The organism is Piscinibacterium candidicorallinum (assembly GCF_047549485.1).
Taxonomy (GTDB): domain Bacteria; phylum Pseudomonadota; class Gammaproteobacteria; order Burkholderiales; family Burkholderiaceae_C; genus Piscinibacterium; species Piscinibacterium candidicorallinum.
In genome coordinates this window covers 2,122,776-2,141,831 of record NZ_CP180191.1, presented here as the reverse complement: position 1 = coordinate 2,141,831, position 19,056 = coordinate 2,122,776, and the positions used below count along the sequence as shown (strand labels likewise).

The 19,056-nt window shown below is 63.5% G+C and carries 18 protein-coding genes and 1 tRNA gene; 9 read left to right on the top strand and 10 right to left on the bottom strand.

From position 1 onward, the window contains the following. The first annotated feature begins 3 nt into the window (after positions 1-3). The 3 genes from ACMDW7_RS09665 (at position 4) to ACMDW7_RS09655 (ending at position 4,121) form a co-directional block, all read left to right on the top strand. The gene (locus ACMDW7_RS09665) at positions 4-2,088 is read left to right on the top strand and encodes an Ig-like domain-containing protein (protein ID WP_377301116.1); all 2,085 of its coding nucleotides are present in this window, start codon (positions 4-6) and stop codon (positions 2,086-2,088) included. 137 nt (positions 2,089-2,225) lie between these two features. Continuing rightward, positions 2,226-2,315, top strand: a tRNA-Ser gene (locus ACMDW7_RS09660). A 96-nt stretch (positions 2,316-2,411) separates the two neighbouring features. After that, positions 2,412-4,121, top strand: a complete 1,710-nt coding sequence (locus ACMDW7_RS09655) for a DUF6538 domain-containing protein (protein WP_377301118.1) — start codon at positions 2,412-2,414, stop codon at positions 4,119-4,121. 602 nt (positions 4,122-4,723) lie between these two features. On the opposite strand, the gene ACMDW7_RS09650 is transcribed toward ACMDW7_RS09655, so the two are convergent. The 6 genes from ACMDW7_RS09650 to ACMDW7_RS09625 all read right to left on the bottom strand — a co-directional run bounded on the left by ACMDW7_RS09650 (position 4,724) and on the right by ACMDW7_RS09625 (position 9,999). Then, a complete protein-coding gene (locus tag ACMDW7_RS09650; protein ID WP_377301120.1) occupies positions 4,724-5,098 on the bottom strand; it encodes a hypothetical protein in 375 nt (124 codons plus the stop codon). Between the two features lie 110 nt (positions 5,099-5,208). Next, complete coding sequence (locus tag ACMDW7_RS09645) at positions 5,209-5,562, bottom strand: hypothetical protein (protein ID WP_377301122.1); 354 nt, start codon at positions 5,560-5,562, stop codon at positions 5,209-5,211. A 44-nt stretch (positions 5,563-5,606) separates the two neighbouring features. After that, on the bottom strand, positions 5,607-5,957 hold the full coding sequence (locus tag ACMDW7_RS09640) for a hypothetical protein (RefSeq protein WP_377301124.1): 351 nt from the start codon (positions 5,955-5,957) through the stop codon (positions 5,607-5,609). A gap of 1,291 nt (positions 5,958-7,248) precedes the next feature. Then, on the bottom strand, positions 7,249-9,114 hold the full coding sequence (locus tag ACMDW7_RS09635) for a hypothetical protein (protein ID WP_377301125.1): 1,866 nt from the start codon (positions 9,112-9,114) through the stop codon (positions 7,249-7,251). Between the two features lie 4 nt (positions 9,115-9,118). Further along, on the bottom strand, positions 9,119-9,475 hold the full coding sequence (locus ACMDW7_RS09630) for a hypothetical protein (RefSeq protein WP_377301127.1): 357 nt from the start codon (positions 9,473-9,475) through the stop codon (positions 9,119-9,121). Further along, positions 9,472-9,999: a hypothetical protein gene (locus ACMDW7_RS09625; protein WP_377301129.1), complete on the bottom strand. Its 528-nt coding sequence runs from the start codon at positions 9,997-9,999 to the stop codon at positions 9,472-9,474. Before ACMDW7_RS09625 ends, ACMDW7_RS09630 begins: the two co-directional genes overlap by 4 nt. 432 nt (positions 10,000-10,431) lie before the next feature. On the opposite strand from ACMDW7_RS09625, the gene ACMDW7_RS09620 reads away from it, so the two are divergent. Further along, entirely contained in the window at positions 10,432-11,001 is a 570-nt protein-coding gene (locus ACMDW7_RS09620) for a recombinase family protein (protein ID WP_377301131.1), read from the top strand. A 76-nt stretch (positions 11,002-11,077) separates the two neighbouring features. Here ACMDW7_RS09620 and ACMDW7_RS09615 read toward each other — a convergent pair whose 3' ends face one another. Continuing rightward, complete coding sequence (locus ACMDW7_RS09615; protein WP_377301133.1) at positions 11,078-11,260, bottom strand: hypothetical protein; 183 nt, start codon at positions 11,258-11,260, stop codon at positions 11,078-11,080. Between the two features lie 693 nt (positions 11,261-11,953). On the opposite strand from ACMDW7_RS09615, the gene ACMDW7_RS09610 reads away from it, so the two are divergent. Beyond that, positions 11,954-12,457 (top strand): hypothetical protein, encoded by a 504-nt coding sequence (locus tag ACMDW7_RS09610; protein ID WP_377301135.1) that lies wholly within the window; start codon positions 11,954-11,956, stop codon positions 12,455-12,457. Between the two features lie 115 nt (positions 12,458-12,572). Beyond that, on the top strand, positions 12,573-13,241 hold the full coding sequence (locus ACMDW7_RS09605) for a hypothetical protein (RefSeq protein WP_377301137.1): 669 nt from the start codon (positions 12,573-12,575) through the stop codon (positions 13,239-13,241). Positions 13,242-13,437: 196 nt separating this feature from the next. Here the strand turns inward: ACMDW7_RS09605 and ACMDW7_RS09600 are convergent, their stop codons facing one another. Continuing rightward, positions 13,438-13,854, bottom strand: coding sequence for a VOC family protein (locus tag ACMDW7_RS09600; protein ID WP_414859537.1), 417 nt, complete (start codon positions 13,852-13,854; stop codon positions 13,438-13,440). Between the two features lie 179 nt (positions 13,855-14,033). Between ACMDW7_RS09600 and ACMDW7_RS09595 the strand changes: the two genes are divergently transcribed. After that, positions 14,034-14,393 (top strand): hypothetical protein, encoded by a 360-nt coding sequence (locus tag ACMDW7_RS09595; protein WP_377301141.1) that lies wholly within the window; start codon positions 14,034-14,036, stop codon positions 14,391-14,393. A 56-nt stretch (positions 14,394-14,449) separates the two neighbouring features. Then, complete coding sequence (locus tag ACMDW7_RS09590) at positions 14,450-16,210, top strand: DUF4105 domain-containing protein (RefSeq protein ID WP_377301143.1); 1,761 nt, start codon at positions 14,450-14,452, stop codon at positions 16,208-16,210. Positions 16,211-16,558: 348 nt separating this feature from the next. Here ACMDW7_RS09590 and ACMDW7_RS09585 read toward each other — a convergent pair whose 3' ends face one another. Continuing rightward, the gene (locus tag ACMDW7_RS09585; protein ID WP_377301145.1) at positions 16,559-17,215 is read right to left on the bottom strand and encodes an SOUL family heme-binding protein; all 657 of its coding nucleotides are present in this window, start codon (positions 17,213-17,215) and stop codon (positions 16,559-16,561) included. A 139-nt stretch (positions 17,216-17,354) separates the two neighbouring features. Then, complete coding sequence (locus ACMDW7_RS09580) at positions 17,355-17,900, bottom strand: GNAT family N-acetyltransferase (protein WP_377301147.1); 546 nt, start codon at positions 17,898-17,900, stop codon at positions 17,355-17,357. Between the two features lie 295 nt (positions 17,901-18,195). Between ACMDW7_RS09580 and ACMDW7_RS09575 the strand changes: the two genes are divergently transcribed. After that, entirely contained in the window at positions 18,196-19,005 is an 810-nt protein-coding gene (locus ACMDW7_RS09575; protein ID WP_377301149.1) for a hypothetical protein, read from the top strand. Positions 19,006-19,056: the final 51 nt, after the last annotated feature.

Sequence of the window (19,056 nt, the reverse complement as noted above, 5' to 3'; positions counted from 1 at the left end):
GCCATGACACGTTCCACCCGTCACATTCGTGCCGCATTGTCGGCAGCCGTGTTCGCGCTTTTGTTGGCGGCGTGCGGTGGGGGCAGTGGCGAGCCACCGCCGCCGCGGCCCGACAGCGTCGTTCCGTCGGCGCCGCCGGTGGTGACGATCACGAACAACGTCAGCGCCGAGGTCGCCACCGGGCCGATTACCTTCACGTTCTCGTTCAACCGCGACGTCGGCACATCGTTCACGACCGAGGACGTGGTGGTTACTGGCGGCACAAAGGGAGCATTTGCCCGGTTGTCGGGTACCAGCGCCACGCTTGTCGTGGCCCCCAACGCCGCCGCGACGGGCACCGTGACGATCACCGTCCCCGCAAACAGCGTGACGGACGCGACTGGAACCGGCAACGCTGCCGTTTCTGCTACCAAGGCTTTCAATACGGTCGCGCCGCCGCCCCCACCGCCACCGGCCAGCGGTCCGGTCGTCTTGGCCAATTTCGACGACATTCGGCCGCCAGTGGCTGGCTTCGAAGGCGCGGAGGGCAGCGCCATCGAAGTCGGTCCGTCTGGTGGCGGATCGGGCAACAGCTTCAAGGTGCTGCGCTCGGGCGGTCAGCCGTTTGCACTGGGCATCATCGATACCGCCGTACCGTTCACGGCGACTCGGCGGATCATCCGCGCCCAGGTGTTCTCGCCCCTGGCAGGCATTCCGATGGTGATGAAGGTTGAAGGCCCTGGCGGCGCCAACTCTGGTGATGTTCAAGCCAATGAGCAAGTGGTCGTGGGTTGGCAGACGCTGACCTGGACGTTCTCCGGCATCGATCCTGCGCTCACCTACAACAAGATTGTCCTGCTGCCGCGACTGGGAACGGTAGATGCGCCCCCAGGCCGGGCCTACTACTTCGACGCGATCACGTTGACCGAGCCGTCAACAGGCGCCACGATTGTGGCCAACTTCGACGACATTCGGCCGCCAGTGGCGGGCTTTGAAGGCGCGGAAGGCAGCGCCATCGAAGTAGGCCCGTCCGGCGGTGGATCGGGCAACAGCTTCAAGGTGCTGCGCTCGGGTGGTCAGCCGTTTGCGCTGGGGATCATCGATGTTGTGGTGCCGTTCACCGCAACTCGGCGCACGATCAGCGCCCAGGTGTACTCGCCCCTGGCAGGCATTCCGATGGTGATGAAGGTTGAAGGCCCTGGCGGCGCCAACTCCGGTGATGTTCAAGCCAACGAGCAAGTGGTCGTGGGTTGGCAGACGCTGACCTGGACGTTCTCCGGCATCGATCCTGCGCTCACCTACAACAAGATCGTCCTGCTGCCGCGACTGGGCACGGTAGATGCGCCCCCTGGCAGGGCCTACTACTTCGACACCATCAGCTTGCTCGCGGCGTCTGCGGGTGGCGGCAGTGGCCCGCTGATCTTTTCAACAGGCTTCGGTACCGGACGGCGCACCGTCGAAGGCGGCGAATACAACGGCTTCAGCGGCAGCAATCTCGATGGCTTCAACTGCAACGGCGCACCCGAGAACTGTGGGGGCGATGGTGGCTTTGTTCCCTCCAGCACTGCCGCAGACAGCTTCTTCTTCTATTACTACCAGACCGCCACGCCCGCCGCCGATCTGTACATGGGGATCTATGTCCAGGCGCCAGGTCTGGTCGGTGGCTTCAGCCCATCGGCTGACACGCCCGGTGTGCAAGTCGGCGCCCAGACAACGCTTCGCTTCAAGCTCGGTCAGAACCCCGAGTGGTTCAGTAGCGCCACAAACAACTTCATGATCGTGATGGATCTCGGTAAGCGCTATACCGCTGGAGGGGCGACGTGCCGCCTCCAGTTGCGTCGTGTTGTGACGCCAACTGCCCAGGCGGCGACGGACTACGCCATACCGCTGAGTTCCTTCGCCCTGGTGCAAGATTGCGGTGGGGCCGTGACCTCGGTCGCCCAGGCGCTTGCCGCGTCGCCGGTCTCCCAGATCTCGTTCCAGGGTGTCGGTGGCGGTATCGCGCTTTCAGATGGAGCGCGAACGAGCGGCGCGAACAGAAGCGTCACTGACAGTGGTGGTCGTTACCCGACGACCATCGTGTTGCAGGGCGGAATTCGTTTCGACTGACGGCTCCGAGCGTTTGATGATCTCAAAGGCCCCAGCTTTCCTGGGGCCTTTGATCATTGCCCTTGCGACAGCACGGGCGCCAAGCAGTGCGGCGTGTCCAAGGTCGATAACACGGCGCGCCTATAATGCGGGCCCTTGGAAGCGTGGCAGAGCGGTTGAATGCACCGGTCTTGAAAACCGGCGATGGCGTAAGCCATCCGTGAGTTCGAATCTCACCGCTTCCGCCATCGTAAGTGCCTGATTTATAAGAATAAGTAGGCAGATCAAGCACTTAGAAAATCGGGTGTGACATCAAAGTGTGACAGTTCCCCTAGACTCGTCACATGGATGCCCCGATGGCCAAACCTCTAGGACTGACCCAGCGCGGCGGCGCATGGCAGCTCCGCATCGTTGTCCCCGCAGACCTTCAGGCGCACTACCACGGGCGCAAGGACTTCCGCATCTCCCTTGGACGCGGTGAGCGTGCCCAAGTGCAGGCCCGCGCCCACCAGTTGCGCGCAGAGCGTGAGGCGGAGTTCGCCAGCGTCCGGAAGTCGATCAATGCCCAGCCACTGGACAAGGTAACCCCGGAGCTTGCATCCGCATTCGCGCAGGGCGTCGCAGCCAAAGTCCTAGCGCAGGACGATGAAGCCCGCGAAGGGGCAGAGATGCGCCACGTGTTGCGCGAGCTGGTGGCGGTCATAGATGCCCCGCGCGCGCGCCTGCAGATTCCTACAGGTGCCCCAGAAGCGCCTCAGCAGGCTTCCCCATTCGATGGCTTATCTCATCGAGAGGCGGAAGTCATGGCGGGCCTCAACGCAGCTGCAGAAGGGCAGGCAGCCACTGCACTGGCGCGGCGCGAGCTGTCCGCCGTGGTTCCTCTAGCGGATCAAGTCGCGCGCTCCATGGGGCTTGCCGTGAACTGGAAGGCCCCCGATGGCATCGCTGCCCTGCGGGAGTGTCTGGGTGCGATGCGCAACGCCTACAGGGACCGGGTGAAGCGGGATGAAGGGGAGTTCATTCCTACACCTGCTGCGCCCTCTGGTGCCCCCGTGGAGCCTGCAGCGCAGGCCCATACGCTGGATGATGTGTTCCCGCTGTGGAAGGCAGAACGCAAGCCCGCTCCGGGCACAGCCAAGAAGATGGGCTACTCGATGCGCCTGTTCGATGGCTGCCTGCCCGGGCGGTACATCGAGTCACTCACGAAGGCGGATGCAACAGCATTCATTGCCCACCTGCGCAAGGAGTGTGCTGCGGACAAGACTGCGAAGGACCACTTCGACAACATCAAATCCCTCCTCAACTTTGCGAAGGTGCATCTCGACTGGCTGCAGGCGAACCCATGGGAGGGCCGCAAGGTTGAGGTCAAGCAATCCAACACACGGGAGCTGTGGCAGGGCGATGATCTTGTAAGGCTGTTCAAGTCCCCGCTGTTCACCAGCTACAGGCTCCCCGCGATGAAGGCAGCCGGAGGCGATGCGGCCTACTGGGTGCCCTTGCTGGGGCTCTACACGGGCGCGCGAGCTGGCGAGCTATGCCAGCTTCGGCTAGTGGACATCGCAGAGGATGAAGGGGGCTTGTCGCTGCATATCGTGCGCGATGCTGGGGATGCTGAAGAGGGAACACCTGGAACGAGTGTGAAGAACGCCAGCACACAGCGGCGCATCCCTGTGCATCCTGAGCTGGTGCGGCTGGGGTTCGCTGACTATGTGGCTGCACGGCGCAGGGCAGGGGATGCGTTGCTGTTCCCTGCGGTCGAGCGTGCCCCGGGGAGGTCTGCTGCGGAGTATTTCTCCGACTGGTTTGCGGTGTACCGGGGAGAGCAGGGCGTGAAGCGGGGCTATCTGGACTTCCACTCACTGCGGCACACGGTGCGGACTCGACTGGTGGACGCTGGGGTGGATGACGTTGTGGCAGACCGATTGACCGGGCACACCATTCACGGGAGCACGGGGGCGAAGCGATACACACGGTTCGGGCTGCCGCTGCTACGGGCGGCTCTGTCGAAGCTGGCCTACCCGGAGCTGCAGTTGCAGCGGGTGTACACCGACTAGTGGCGGCACCCAAGCAGCCCGCAAGATCAAGCGCGCTGCGCGGCGAGTTCAACGCCCCACGCCATCAAGAAGAAGCCGATGCATAGCAGCACCAGCGCAGCTGGGACCCACGCAAGCATGGCGTGTAAGCCCAGCCAATCGCTTGGAAACGCCGTCCACACGCTCACGCGCCCTCCGAGCAGGCCTAATGCGTCGAGGACAGAGATAGACACCCACGCACCGTATTTGAGGTAGACGAATAGTTGGTATGCCCAGATACCTAGCGCCCCTAGGGCACAGCACACGCCCACGAATATCACGCATAACCCCTTTGTTCCATACGGTGCGGTCAGCTTAAGCGACCGAAAAAAAGCAGGCCAGCTCCCACTAGGGAAACCTGACCTGCCAAAGCCGGTATCAACCGGCCACTCTTCCAAACTTCAGCACCGCATCGAGCACTGCCTGCGCATCCGCACCGGGGGCCACCTTCGCCAGCTCGTCGGCCAGCTTCGGGGTCAGCGTCTTGCTCACCAGCGCGGTCCCGTGCGGTGTCCCAGTGACCGGGCTGCGTAGGCACTCGCGCCGAGCGCTGCGTCCGGGTGGGGGTATCTGCAGAGCTGCGCTCATCGGTTCACCCCGCTTCGCTGCGCCTTGAAGGCCAGAAACTCACGCGTCAGCGCAGCCCACTTGCTGGTGTCTCGGGCGTACACCATCGCCTGCAGTGCAGGGCCAAGCTGGCTGGGGTTGCTGCGGGCATATGCACCGAGTTCGTACCAGTCGGCCGCGTCGAGGCCCTCAGAGGCAGCTACACGCTGCGCCACGCCCTCGAAGTGGGCATAGCCTGACTCCATGACCAGCGCAGCAGCTTCGGGCGGGATGCCCAGTGTCTGCGCCATGCGGGCTGCACCGTCATTGAGGTCAGTTGCCCCGTTCATCACCGCAGCCATGCCAGCGGCTAGGCCAGCGTCATAGGCGTACTGGGGCAGCGGTTCGATCATGCGCTCGAAGGCTTGGACATCCTCTGCAATGAAGCCTTCGGGGAGGTCTGAGGGAGAGCCTTGCGGCTCCCCCGCCTGCTCTGTTGAACGAGATTGGTCGGGGCTCTCGTTCAGGCCCGCGGCTTTCCCGGGGCGTCCATGTAGCCCCCGCGACCATCACTGACGATCAGGCCAAGGCGGGCCGCAGTGGCCAGGTTCGTGCGCTGCCCCGGCGCAATCTCTACTGTCTCATTGATGCCGCTCCCGCTGCGGGTAGCCATGACTGAGCCAGTCTCCGCAAGGCTTGCTTCGGTGTGCTGGTAGGAGGCGAGGCCAGCGCCTGCCACCTGATGACCGGCTTGCACGCGCAGAGCGCCAGCACCTACACGGGTGAGCGTTGCTGGGAGGGATGCGAGGAGGCGCGAATCGTCAGACTCGCGGGGATCGGCGCTAACGCCGTGGCTGTAGGAAACGTGATTGCCCATGGTGGGTATGTCCTTTGTTGATGGTTGGATGAATGAAAGGGGAATCAGGCACGGGCCTGCGAGATGGCGCAGCGGATATGCCCGGGGACGCTGCCCATGGTCACGCGGACTCGGTAGCGGTTCGCACCGCCCACCGGGGTAAACACAGCGTGGAAGTTGTCTTCCCCAGTGACGCCCGGGACTACTTCGCTGAAGCTGTTAGGCCACGTCGAGCCGCCATCGCTGGGGGTTTCAACAATGACCGTTGCGTTCTGGGTAGCGCGGTACTGGAGTCGGATCAGCTGTCCCGCTGAGAGGGCCTGTGTAGCGCCTGTAGCGGTGGCACCAGCGCCAAGCGACTGGGGCGCGATGTCCGTATTGATGGACTCCGGAAAGTCACCGCGGGGGCGGTCCATGGGGATGATCCGGTCGAACGTAAAAGCTTGGGTCTGGGTTGCACCGAGATTGAGGATGCGGGGGGGTTGCCATAGATGAAGGTCTTTCTAGAAGGGTTGGGGTGTTGCGAACGGAAGGGCAAAGAGCGGGCCTCCCGGCTGCCGGTGGTGCAGCAGGATGGTTACGACTGGTGCCCCTTGTAGGGGACCCAGCGGAGAAACTTGGAGGGGGATTACAGGACTGGGGCAGGCAGCTGCAGCGGAGCACTCATAGCCCGCCCTCTCGCCGCTTCCGGGGAGGGCATCTCACGGACGGTGCGTGCGATGTTGGCCAGTAGGGGTGCGAGCTGCGCCTGCAGCAGCTTCGCTAGGCGCGAGACACTCGAAGGCTTGGCTCTGGGGGAGTACGTCGCACCGTTGCCCAGTGCTCTGCGCGGCCGGGGAGCCAGCGCCAGCATTGCCCGGGCCAGTGCGAAGGACCGGGAGGCATCATCTGGGAGCCTGTGCGGGTGTTCAGCGAGGAACACGAAGCAGCCTGCAACGTGGGAGAGGATGTCTTGTGGACTGACTCCATGCCGCTTGAGCCTTGCCCACTCCTCCCATCCAGCCACGGAGGTGTCCTCGCGGGCTGCTGCATCCATCTGTGACTGCAGCCATGCGGCAGCAGCACTCAGACCGGGGTGGCTTGGATTCGCTGCAATGAGCCGGGAGGCCTTATCGACTGCCGCTCGGTATTCAGTGAGACGCACTGGGGTAGCGAGCGGGTGCCCGTAGCGCTTGAGCGGTGCGAGGTGAGCCCTGCATACAGAGTTCAGACCGTCCCGATACTCGGTACATCCGGGGGCGCTGCAGCGCTTGTGCTCGTTGAAGTGCTTTGCGGTCTTGAACTCCGCGTGAGTCTTGCTGGATGTTCCGTACATGGTGTGCTTTCAAGGTGGAGTAGGCGTGGAGGAACCAGCCCGCTTGTGGGGGGCTGGGAGGGGTCTGGTGTGGCCCCGGGTGCGGGGCTTGAGGTGGGGCTTGCTGTGTCCTTGTGGGGCGCGCTAAGGCGAACACAGCGGAAGGGAGAGCGAGGGCAGCGAGGAACCGGCTTCGCCGGGTGAGACTCCCGGTGTCCTGTCCCTTCGAGTGCCCAGCCGTGCCGCTGTGGTGCGCTCGAAGTGGCCCGGGGAGGTGAGCCACAGGCGGGCGGCTGGGGGAGGTGAAGGCGGGGGGCTGGACTGGGCAGACTCCCCGAACGGAGCCTGCTTCAGTTAACCCCCATGCCCTATAGAAGAGACAAGAAACGATCTGCTTAAGGGAGAAATGGGGGTTAAGTCTCAGCCACCTCGAAGCCGTGCGCTGCGGCCCCGCGAATGAACCCGCGCCCCAACTTCATCCATCCATGCGTCTGCATGCACAGCAAGTCGCCTGCGCGGGTGAACGCGTGTTCCGTTGCCTTCTCCTTGGGAAGTCCCAGCGCCTGCTTGACCTTGCGGCTACTCACCTCGTCCGTCCCGCTGGGGATGGTCTGCAAGTGCTGCAGCAGCGCAGCCAGCATCCGGGCAGTCTTTCCGTCCGCTCGTTGCTTCACTAGGTAGCGCGGCTCTGGATAGCTCCACACTGCACCGGGCATAACTCGGTCCAGCCAGGTCTTGATGGCCGGGTCCCGATGGATGAAGTGCAGCCGCATAGCCCGCGCCTTGCCCCCCTCGCTACGCCTGCAGCTGCCCCGCGAGGCCCCCTGATAGATGCAGTGGGCTATCTCGCTCTCCACCAGCTCTCTGATCCTTGCGGAGGGAGTCGGCTCGGCGGGGTTGCCGGTCTGACCCCGAACCATGGCCGCGAGGTCGAGGTGTGCGCGGTGCAGAACCCCGGCCATGATGACCGATGTGCAGTGCTCAAGACCGTTCAGGGAAGTCTCGGAACCCCAAGTGAGAAACACCACGCGGTCCTTACCGTCCGGGGTCTTGGCTGCAACGTCGATCCCGGCTCTCTGTAGTCCCCTGCGCAGCTCCGCAACAAGGTCGATACTCCCGCGGCGGGTGAAGGTGAACACCAGAAAGGCGGCTTCCTTGTCCCAGCCCTCGGAGATGATCGAGGCCACCTCGCGGACTACCGCGGAGGCTTCGCGCCTGTCGGCACTGAGCGAGTAGGAGATAGTGCTTCGCCCGCCCGGGGAGAGAATCTGGTTCACCTCCACGTGCTCAAAGCTCTTCAGCGAGGCCATTTCGAAGGACTCCACCAGAGTGATTGATGGATCAAGGCGCATCAGCTCGCGGATCGGTGCGGAGGCGTCGAGGACAACCACGTTGCGCAAGGCGGCGGGTACTGCTTCCCTCGCGGTCACGATGCCGTCTCCCTGCTCACTGCCGATGACCCAGAGCGAGTCCTGCGACAGAGTGAGCAAGTCCCGAAGGTTCTGCTCCCATCCCCGAATCGGTGCCCCGAAGCGCGCTATGAGGTCCTTAAAGCCTTCGATGGTGTCCGGGTGGAGTTCGCCCAGCTGTACGGGTGTTCCGTTGCTGTACGGGTCCCCTGCATCTTGAAGGGAGGCCACTGCAGCTCGGATGCGCTGTTCTGCGTCCTTGAGGTAGTCGAGTAGCGCAGGAAGTAGCGGCTCCTTGCTGGTTGCGGTCATGATGTTGAGCACCGCGACGGAGGCATAGAACGACAGCGCAGAGAACGCGAAGGCGTCCGCGCGCATCAGCGATTCATCGTAGATACACAGCGCCCGGTCCTGGCCGTCATGGGTCCCGAACAGGTCGAAGTCCCGGCCGCTGCGAACCCGTGCATGGGTCACCAGCTGGATGGGGTAGCTGGCGCTACCTGTGCTCGGCTCCGATGCGTCTGGGACTGAGTGCTTCAGGCCGATCAGCTCCACCGGGACACCGTGGGCAACGAGGTCGCGCTTCAAGGTACAGAGCGCTTCCACCTTGCTGGCCGCCACGGACACAGGGACTACACACCCTAGCCGATGCATGGCCGCAATGAAGGCCACCACAGCAGAGGTCTTGCCCATGCCGGTAGGCAGTGGGAAAGCCTTCCGGCCGCTCTCGGTCCCAGCCGCGTAGCCGGTGAATGTGTCCACCAGTTCGAGCAGGGCCGCACTGTGCATCTCGGAGAGCACGTTGCCGTGGCCTTCGAGGTCCGCAACGAGGATGCTGTGTGCGGTGCGTGTGAGTGTGTGTGGGTTCATGGTGTCAGTGTGGTTTGGTGAAGGGCAGCGCAGAGGACGCCAGTTGCTGCAGAGAGGCCGCAATCGGGGCCTCCTTGCTCACGTGCTGACTAGCGAGGAAGTGCCGACACTCCGCGAGGATGGCTGCGGTGGGACGCTCCTCCACGGCCTTGGCCAGCTCTCGGACGTAGGCCGCGTAGAGGGCCTCCAAGCGCCTGCGTGCTCGGACTCCATCGGCTCTCACGTGGTTAGCGTCGAGGAGCTTGCGGGCCACCTGCAGGGCTTCGGCTGTGGGCTTGTCGCTCTTCAGGATGGCGTGGAGTCCCTGTGTGACTAGGCGCAGTAGGTCGGCCAGTTGCTGCCTGGTGGCGAGGGTGCTCACTTCTTGCCCCCCTTCGGCCCGGGGCCATACCCTGCAGCGCGCAGCTTGTTTGCCAGCGCTCCGCGCCTGGACGCCATCTCATTGAGGGATGCATCCACGCGGCTATTGATGTCCTGCACCCACGCTGCACTGGCCTGCCTGAGCGGTACGGGGTCGAGAACATCTGCTAGCGGGAGGGCAGCCCCTTCGGTGTCCAGCGAGGCCACCGCTGCTGCGATAGCTGCTGCCTCTGGGGAATCCGGTGTAGGCGACTTCCGAGCGGATGCCCGGCCCAGCTCCCCGGACTCTGAATCCCAGTCGGTCAGCTTGGAGACGTGCTCCCCGTACAGCTCAAGCGCTCTCCGGATAACTGCATGCCTGGTGAGCTTGGACGGGCTGCCCGCGTTGTGCTTGGCTTGCACGAAGCGAACGATGGCCTCCGAGCGTGTATCGAGGTTGACCGGGAAGACCCGGCCGGTAGCCACAGGCACCCGCTTCGGGGGCTTCTTGGGTTTGGCGGTGTATGGACTGTCTTTGCAGATCATGGTGGATAGCTCTGAGAAAAAAGGTGAGGCCGCAGAAAGAAACCCACCACCCGTGGCCTGCATGTAGCCAGCCCCTTTTCCGGCCATGCAGGTGGTATCCACGGGGGCTCTCTGCGGCCCCGAAAAGTTGTCTTCCAGCGAGAATGAGGCCCTAGCCCGCAAGCAGTAGGGGCCATGCGTCGTGCCCTCGCGGGGGCCGCGTTTTGGTTCTAGCGGAGGGGAGGGTTTAGGCACGCTGTGGCCCTGCTTTCCGCCCGGAAGCCGCACCAGTCCTTGCGATAGGGCCGCATAGCAGCTGTCAGGCTGGGGTACACCCACAGGCCACGTCAGGCAGGCCCGGGAATCTGCGTCCGGATAGGGTGGATTCCGCATTTCTTGACAGGTAGAGCCCCATGGTCTAGAGTTCATCCTGACACTTTCAGGAAACCGAACATGACCGCACTCCGAATCGGCTACCGCCGCGTCTCCACCGTGGAGCAGTCCACCGCCCGCCAGCTCGAAGGCGTCCAGCTGGATCAGGTGTACGAAGACAAAGCCAGCGGGAGCACCACAGACCGTCCACAGCTGCAGGCTGCCCTCAAGGCGCTGCGCCCCGGGGATACGTTCGTGGTGCACTCGCTCGACCGCCTAGCGCGCAACCTCGCGGACCTGCAGGCCATGGTCGAGGAGTTGACTGGCCGGGGCGTCCGGGTTGAGTTCGTGAAGGACGCAATGACCTTCGATCCCGGGCGGGATGCCCGCTCCATGCTGCTGCTGCAGCTCCTAGGCGCAGTCGCGGAGTTCGAGCGGGCCATGATCCGCGAGCGCCAGCGGGAGGGCATCGAACAGGCCAAGGCGCGCGGTGTGTACAAGGGCAGGCGTCCCAAACTCACCCCGGATCAAGTAGCCCAGCTCCGTGCAGAGGACGCAGCCCGGGGCGGCAAGGGCCGTGCAGAGCTTGCCCGGCGCTTCGAGATCAGCCGCGAGACGCTCTACCAGTACCTTGCGCAGCAAGCGGCCTAGAAGCGCCTGCAAGCCCTCCGACAAGCGCCCCGGTGGTGTCGTACCCCGGGGCGTTTTCATGCGCTCTACGGGCTCCCTATCGCTTCCCATCAAGCGCCAGCTCAAGCCTGCCGAGTCTCACCACTCGCGCCCCGGTAGCGTCCGTGTAGCTGGCCCAGTGAGCGGGCTCTGCGGCCCAGTAGCTGACCCCAGCGGTGCGGCCCAGTGCGTGGGCAATCAAGCGGGTCAGGGCGTCGAGGGTGTGTGCGATGGCGTGCATGGTGTCTGTCCTTCGGTGCGTGCCCTGCCAGCGGTGCGCTGCAGTCAGCACGTAGGACGCATGGAGCCACAGAAGCGGACTCCCCGCCTTCGGACGCTCCCAGCCCTGCAACGCTCCCGCTATATGGCCCAGCACAGTTCAGCCGGTACAGATCGTTTCCGGGAGAGGGCACCGAACCATCGAGGGTGAGCCACACGCCAGCCAGGTGCGGTGTCCGTGTGGTGCCCGTGTGGTGGGTTCGAGGGGGGCTACGGGGGGAAGACCGCTGTTTGGTTCTATCAGGAACCCTCTCGGAAATTTGCGCCGAAAGTTCGCACTCATTCCCTAGGAGGCCATTGCTTCCACATGCCGGGCGGTTCAGGTCGGGCCGCCCATTCGGCCATCACGCGGTCCCTGCAGGGAGAGCACATGTAGCCCCAGCGCAGGCGGTCATCCGCGGACAGCTCGGCGCTGCAGTGGCGGCAGTGGGTGGGGACCTTCGAGCGGCGCTTGCGGGGTGCGGATGATGTACTGTTCATGCGTACAGTATTCATCGGTGGGCCGCACGCTATCAAGTTCAACGGCGCATCCCTCTAGTCAAGATGTTCGCCAGTTGTCCCCCGGTCGTCCACAAGTTGTCCACAGACCTATTCACCGAGTATCCACAAGCAATCTCCGAAAACATGCGTACTGTGTTCGGGTGGGAATCCTCCCATGCAAATTGAGGAAGCAACGATGACCAGTCCAGTAGAAATCGCGAGTGCAGCGGCAGCCGCGCTTGCACAGCTCTCCGCCATGATCGGGACCGTGAAGAACGCCAGCGAGAAGGTTGCCTTGCACGACAAGCTGCATCCCGTGCAGCAGGCGCTGCATGACCTCCAAGCGGCGCAGATCGGCCTCCTAGAGGAGAACTCAAAGCTGCGTCAGCAAGTGGCAGACCGCAGCGAGCTAGTGCGCGCTAAGGCCCAATACTCGCTGCAGCCAATCGATGAAGGAAAGTTGGCCTATCGCTATGAAGGATCAGCAGGTGCGCCACATTGGGCTTGCCCGTCGTGCTTCGCTTCGGATTCGATCATGCCCATGATCGGAGAGCGGTACTCAGGGACCGCCGTGAAATGGCGCTGCTGCAAGTGCTCATTGTCATTTCTTACCGGGCGAGCGCACGGGCCGAGCTTCGATGAACCAATCAATTACGCGAACGGCTGGATGACGCGGTAATCGTGGACTGCCAAATCGTGGGCATGGGGCGGAGAATCTGCGCCGACGATTTGGCTAGTCTGGCGGAAGCCACCGCGACAACAGCGGGTCCAGGAATCGAATAACAGGGGGCTACATGGCAGCAAGCGAGGCAAGCAGCGGACTCATTGCATGGATGCCGCTTTTTCAAGGACTCATTGGCGCACTGGGCGGGCTTGCTGTAGCAGCCTTCACGGTCTACTTCACGAACAGGGCCGCAGCCGAGCGCGCCGCAAAGCAGGTGCGTGAAGAGCGGGAGGTACGCCGCCGCGACGTGTTGCGCGCGAAGGCAGAGGAGGCAGCAGCAGCGGTGCAGGGGGCATTGGATGCGACCATGGCCTTATATGGACGCCTGAAGGACTGGCGCGGGCTGACGGACGACCAGCGCGCGGAGGCCGTCAAGCAGTGCGTGTTCCAGTGCAGCCAGCAGCTGGCGAAGGTAGGGGCGCTCGGCCTTCTGTATTTCGAGGATTTGCAACAGCCCCTAGACGGCCTGCTTGCCGCCTGTGGCGCGGTCGCAGAGCAGATGAACAACGAGAGCAGGCTCTTGATTCAAGATGAGCGCCAGTGGGATGTCACCGGAGCCGCGGGGAGGATGCGCCCGTCGATAGAGAGGCAGGCCGGTGCCGCCCGCGAGCTGTTTCGCAGGCTCGCACTGCTTCATCGTCTGGACTTTGGGGAGTCCGCGCGCCTTCCCGGGCAGCAGGCAAACCCCGTGCCGGTCCCATGGTGGGACAAGGCGCACCCGCGATACGGGAGCCGCTGAAGGGGCATGCGAGCCGCTGCCTGCTATGCTCCGACTGTGACACTTTTCGGTGTCACACCTGTTTTTCGTTGCTTGGTAAGTGGTTGATTTATAAGGGTATTGGGTTCGAAAACCCGGAGTTCGAATCTCACCGCTTCCGCCAAATGAACGAGGGCCTGAATCAATCAGGCCCTTTGTCATTTCGGTGGTCTTCGGGCTACCACGCACCGACGTTCGGCATCGACGCCCAAGGCTCCGCCTTGGGCAGCGGATCGCCGATCTGCAGCAACTCGATCGAAATTTGGTCCGGCGAGCGCACGAACGCCATCCGGCCATCGCGCGGCGGGCGGCTGATCGTCACGCCGTGATCCATCAGGCGCTGACACGCTGCGTAGATGTCCGGCACGGCATAGGCCACATGCCCGAAATTGCGGCCGCCGGTATAGGTTTCGCTCTTGCCGTCCGCATCTGGCCAGTTATAGGTCAGCTCGATCTGTGCCTTTTCGTCGCCGGGTGCCGCCAGAAAGATGAGCGTGAACCGGCCAGCTTCGTTATCCCGCCGGGACAGCACCTGCAGTCCGAGCGCGTCACAGTAGAAGTGCAAAGAAGCGTCAATATCGGTCACGCGGACCATGGTGTGGAGGTATTTCATTTGGAAGTCACATTCTTATGGCGTGTCAGCGGCGCCACATTCGGCGCTATTGCGTGAAGTGCAATGATAGGATCGCGGGCTGCTGTAATCCACAGGGGGGTATGGGTTGGCCCGTGGCAGCTGTTTTGCATACCAACCCGTGATTGAAAGGGAAGATCTACATGAAGCTCCAGACCATTGCCGTAGTTGCAGCCGCTGTTGCCCTGACGGGTTGCGCCTCGATCCTGAACGAGCAGACCCAGTCCATCAACGTTGCAACGTCCAACGGCAAGGAAGTCACCGGCACCGTGAACGGCCAGCCCTTCAAGGCCCCGGGCGTTGTGCAAGTGACGCGTGAAAACAAGAACAAGACCTTCGTGGTGAACGACGCGTCCTGCGTGAAGGAAACGATCGCAGAGAAGACCGTTGACACCAAGTTCTTCATCAACATCCTCAGCGGCGGCGTGTTCGGTTCTTCGACCGACTACGGCACCGAGAAGATGTGGGCCTATTCGCCGACCGTCACGATCAACTGCAAGTGATCGGGGCGCTTCGGCGCGATCTTGGCAAAAGCGGCGTTCGCGCCGCTTTTGTTTTGGTGCTGAGCCTGCTGGCGCTCGCACCGATCGCCTCTGCATCCGATGAATCGGCCTTGCGCGCCGAGGCGGCCGCGCACCACCAATGGCACGCGCTGATCCACAGCCGCGCTGGGGTGCCGCAGATCCGCGATCCGGAGTTTCTGCTGTCCGCAGCGGCGTTCTCGCCGCGCGCTGAACTGGACGCCTCACTGGCGCGCCTGAAGGCGGACCCTGGAGCCGCTTGCCGCTTTCCTGCGCGCGCCACGTGGCTGTCGCAGCGTGGCCTGCTGCCCGCGGTCTCGCTGCACCATTGCCCGGAGGTCGTCGAGTTTCGCCAGCGTGCGCCGATCGACCGTGTTGATCTGGTCTTTGCGAGTGAGTCCATCACCTCGCCGGCCAGCATGCTGGGCCACATCTTTCTGAATATCAGCGGCAATCTGGCTGAGGGCGGCCGCACCGAGCACGCGATCTCCTTCTTCACGGATGCCGAGACCTGGAACTACCCCAAGCTGCTGTTTGACAGCCTGGTGATCGGCAAGCGAGGCTACTTCGCGCTCGCGCCGTTCGAGACCGCCATGCGCCAGTACCTGGTGGAGGAGCAGCGCACCGTATGGCTCGTGCCGATGCGCTTCACGCCAGCACAGACCGAGGTGTTCGGTCTGCATCTGCTGGAACTCAAGCACACTCGCCTGACCTACTTCTTCCAGGACTACAACTGCGCGACGCTGGTGCACTTTTTGTTGTCACTGGGTGATCGGCCGCTGCCCGACTATTCGCAGTGGATGACACCCAAGGACATCGTTCGGCAGGTGACCGATGCCGACATGGCCGGTGCAAGCAGCGTGGTCATGCCCAGCCGGGTGCTGGCGCGGCTGATTTCCAGTGATGCCGATGTCGCGGGCCTGGCCGACGCGGTGCTGAACACCCGCCTGGACGAGTGGCGCCCGACTGCCGACGGCCAGGGCTATCTGCAATGGTCGTTTGCGCAGTCCTTCAACCGGCTGGCACGCGAGGAGCGACGCATCACGGCAGATGCGGCGCAACGTAATGAGGTAGCGCTGCGCCCTTGGGCAGCGGGCCAGTTTGCCGGGTATGCGATCTCGCCGGACCCGCGCTTCGATCCCGCGCGGGCGCCGCAGGAAACCCAGTGGTTGGTCGAGGCAGGTCGGCGCGGTGGCAAGGCTGGTGTGGACGTGACCTTCCGCCCGGTTTCTCATGAACTGGACGATGACAACCGCAGCTACGTGGCCGAAACCGAGATGCAGCTCCTGACGCCGACCCTACGGCTGGAAGAGGGCGGGCGCGCGACGGTGGATCGCTTCGTGGTCTACGCCATGCGATCACTGCAGCCGCACGATGCCTTGCTCGGCGGCTTCTCGGCGCGATTCGACATGCGTTGGGACAGCCAGTGGAGCGCGCTGGCCGGGCGCCGTGCGTTCTTCCTGGTCAGCGGCGGCGCAGGTCGAACCTGGCGGCTCACGCCTGACCTAGACTTCTACGCGCTGGCGAATGTCGGTGCAGCGGCGCGCAGCAGCACGTCCTTCATGTACGGGAGCTTCGATGCGGGCGCGATCGTGCGCGCCGTGTGGGATACCAAGCTGCACGTCACGGTGAGCCGGGCTTACAACGAGGCCGATAGCGGCCGGGCGAGTACCCGGGCAAGCGTGGCGTTGTCACACTATGTGCGGCGCGACCTCACCCTGCGCCTGCGAGCCGGGGCCCAGCGGCAGGACGGGCGCATGGAGCGTCAGGCGAGTCTGGGCGCGACCTGGATGTATTGAGACATCCGCAGCTTCTCGGCTTGTGCGAGATCTGGCCGAATTTGATCTAAATATATTCGTTGAATTTAGCTTATCGCACATCAGTAGGCAATTTTCAGGCTAGGCTAGTGAAGCGGAACGTGGCCGAATTCATTTGAATACGAAAGTCACCTCTTCGGCGCCGGCTTGCGCTTGGCCACCGACACAGCCATCCCGTGTGCGGGTACGTCCTTGAGTGAACGGCCATGGAATCATTCATGCGTTCAGCGGCATCCGCCTGGCCCTGAGCATTGCTCCACCCTGCAGGGGGCGGTGCACTTGGGCACCTCTTCGATGTCCTGAGGCTCGGGCCTCTTGCGTGAGTGCACCCTAGGGCGCAACCGGCACCCACCACTCGTTGCGCCGGTTCCAGGGCAGGGTGAAGGGGTCGTTGTAGAACGCGACCATGTAGGGCCCGATAGGCGTGAGCCCGCGCTCCTTGACGAACTGCTCCAGCATCTCGCGGTGCTTGCCCAGATTGGCTTGGGTGGAGAAGCCGTCGAACACCACGGCCACCCGCCTTTCGCCTGGCATCACGCCGATCTTGATGCGCGGGTCATTGGGCAGGGGCAGTGTGTCCATCGTGTATTGGCTGGGCATCATGAAGGCCACGCGCCAGCGCTGCTCGCCTGCGGCCTGTCCGTCACCCGGAGTGACCGGCACCTGCGTCACCGGTGCCGTCATGGCGATCTTGGTGCTCGCGGGCTCTGCCACCTGCGTGACCGGCGCAGTCATTGCGATCTTCTGCTGGACGCGGTTGTTGCCGAATATGAAGTTGGCCAGCACGCGGAAGCCTTTGTTGATCGCATCACTGCGTTCGCCGCTCACTTCCACCTCGGCCATCAGCGTCGGCTCATACTGGCGGATCTGGAAGGGGCCGCTGGTCTCGATGACCGTGTGCCTGGGTTCTTCAATGGCCATGGCGGCGGGGGGAGCAAGCAGGGTCAGACAGACCAGCGCAGTCACAGCAAGACGTGAGGTGAACATGGGTGTTACTCATCTGTTTTTGATTTGTACCAATGAGTAGCATTGTGCCTGTGCACAGGACCTTTGCCATGCTGGCTTACCCGAGGGCGAATGCACCCTGCACGTCGGACGCCGAGGTGTATACGACGCGCAGGATCGCTCAGGCCAGCGCCTTGAGCGTCAGGTAGTAGTACGCGGTAGCCACCGGCGTGCCGTCCGGCAGGTCGGCGTAGTCTGGAATCTCGCCCACGCGCTGCCAGCCCAGGGCCTGATAGACCACCTCGGCCGCGCTGCCCACTTCGGTGTCCAGCACCAGGGTGCGCAAGCCCATCGCGCGCGCCTCGTTCTGCGCATGTTCCATCAGCGCACGCGCAAAGCCGCGGCGGCGCCACTGACGGTGCACCAGCAGCTTCATGATGTCGCCACGCTGACGACCGTTCTCCTTGGTGCAGGGCTCCAGCTGCACGCTGCCTGCCACCTGGCCACCTACCAAAATCACCCACACACGTCGGTCTCCGGTGGCCAGGGCGTCGATCACGCCCTCCCAAAAGGCTTGCGCACGTGCGCTGTCCAGCGGCGCATGAAAGCCGACCGAGGCGCCACCGTGCACGGCGTCTTGCAGCAGCTCGCACAGGGGCGCGAGCAGGCGCTGCGCATTCAGTGCGTCGAGTTCAAGGAGTTCGGCAGTGAGAGTCTGGGGTTTCATGCGGCGCACTGGTTCGGGGTGGGCTGCAGCGAGCCTACCGCGATCGGCGAATCCGTGTCCTGTGTGGCCCCCGACGTGAACAGGAATCAGGCGCCGCCGCTTGGACGCTCCGTGCAGATCAGCTAGCCGCGTTCTGCGACGGAAGCGAGCTCATGCAGGTTGGCGGATCAGCCTCTGTGGAGCGCCTGTTCCTCTAGCCATTCGACAGATCGCTGTGCTACACCGATGGCAGATGGTGCAGGCACACCCGAGGCTGCGGTGTGCTGCTTTGGGGAAAAAAACAAGAGGGGGGCGAATGAAGCCGGTTCATGACAAAGAGGCCGCTGCCGTGCATGTGCAGTCGCAACACGCTCGGATCTTGCGTGCCGCGATCGGTTTCGGGCTGGTGTGCAGCGCGCTCTGCGCACTGGCGGAAGACAAGCCCAACGACGGCACGGACCCGACCCGCCCAGTCCGCACCGCCACGGTGTCGTTCGAGCACCTGAATCTGGTGGGTGGTTTTCGCTCGGATACCTTGTTCCTCAGTTATGCACAGCCCGTGGGAGATGCGGGAACCTCGCTCAGACTCAAGCTTCCCTACGCCTCCAACGACTTCACGCGCAACACCAACTATGCCCTGGGCGATGTGTCGCTCAAGGTCAACCAGGTGGTGGAGGTCAACCCGGTGTGGGGTGCGGTGGCGTCAGCGGAGGTCGTGTTCGACACTGCATCGCGCCCCGAGCTTGGCACCGATCGTGATGTGCTCAAGCTCAACGCCATCTATGCGCGCTTTCTGAAGGGCGGCGAGATTTTTGCCCCAGCGCTGCTGCATAGCGTGAGCATCAGCGGGGATTCACGCCGCCCCAAGGTCAACAACACGACGCTTGATCTCTACTACGTGCCGAAGTTTGCGAATCCCAAGGTCTACATGACGGTTGACCCCGCGTGGGTACACGACTGGGAGACGCGGCGCGGTTATGGGGCGCTGAGTGTCACGATGGGCTACAAGCTCGGGCCCATGCTTGGCGGGCAAGGACAGGTCTTCGTCAAGCCGTCGACCTCGGTGGGCGGCAACCGGCCGGTGAAGTGGGGCGTGGAGTTGGGGTTCCAGGTACTGGCGTTTTGAACTGCTGCAGCACACCCGGACGTCTTTCACGGCGGACCGGCACAGTCGCGG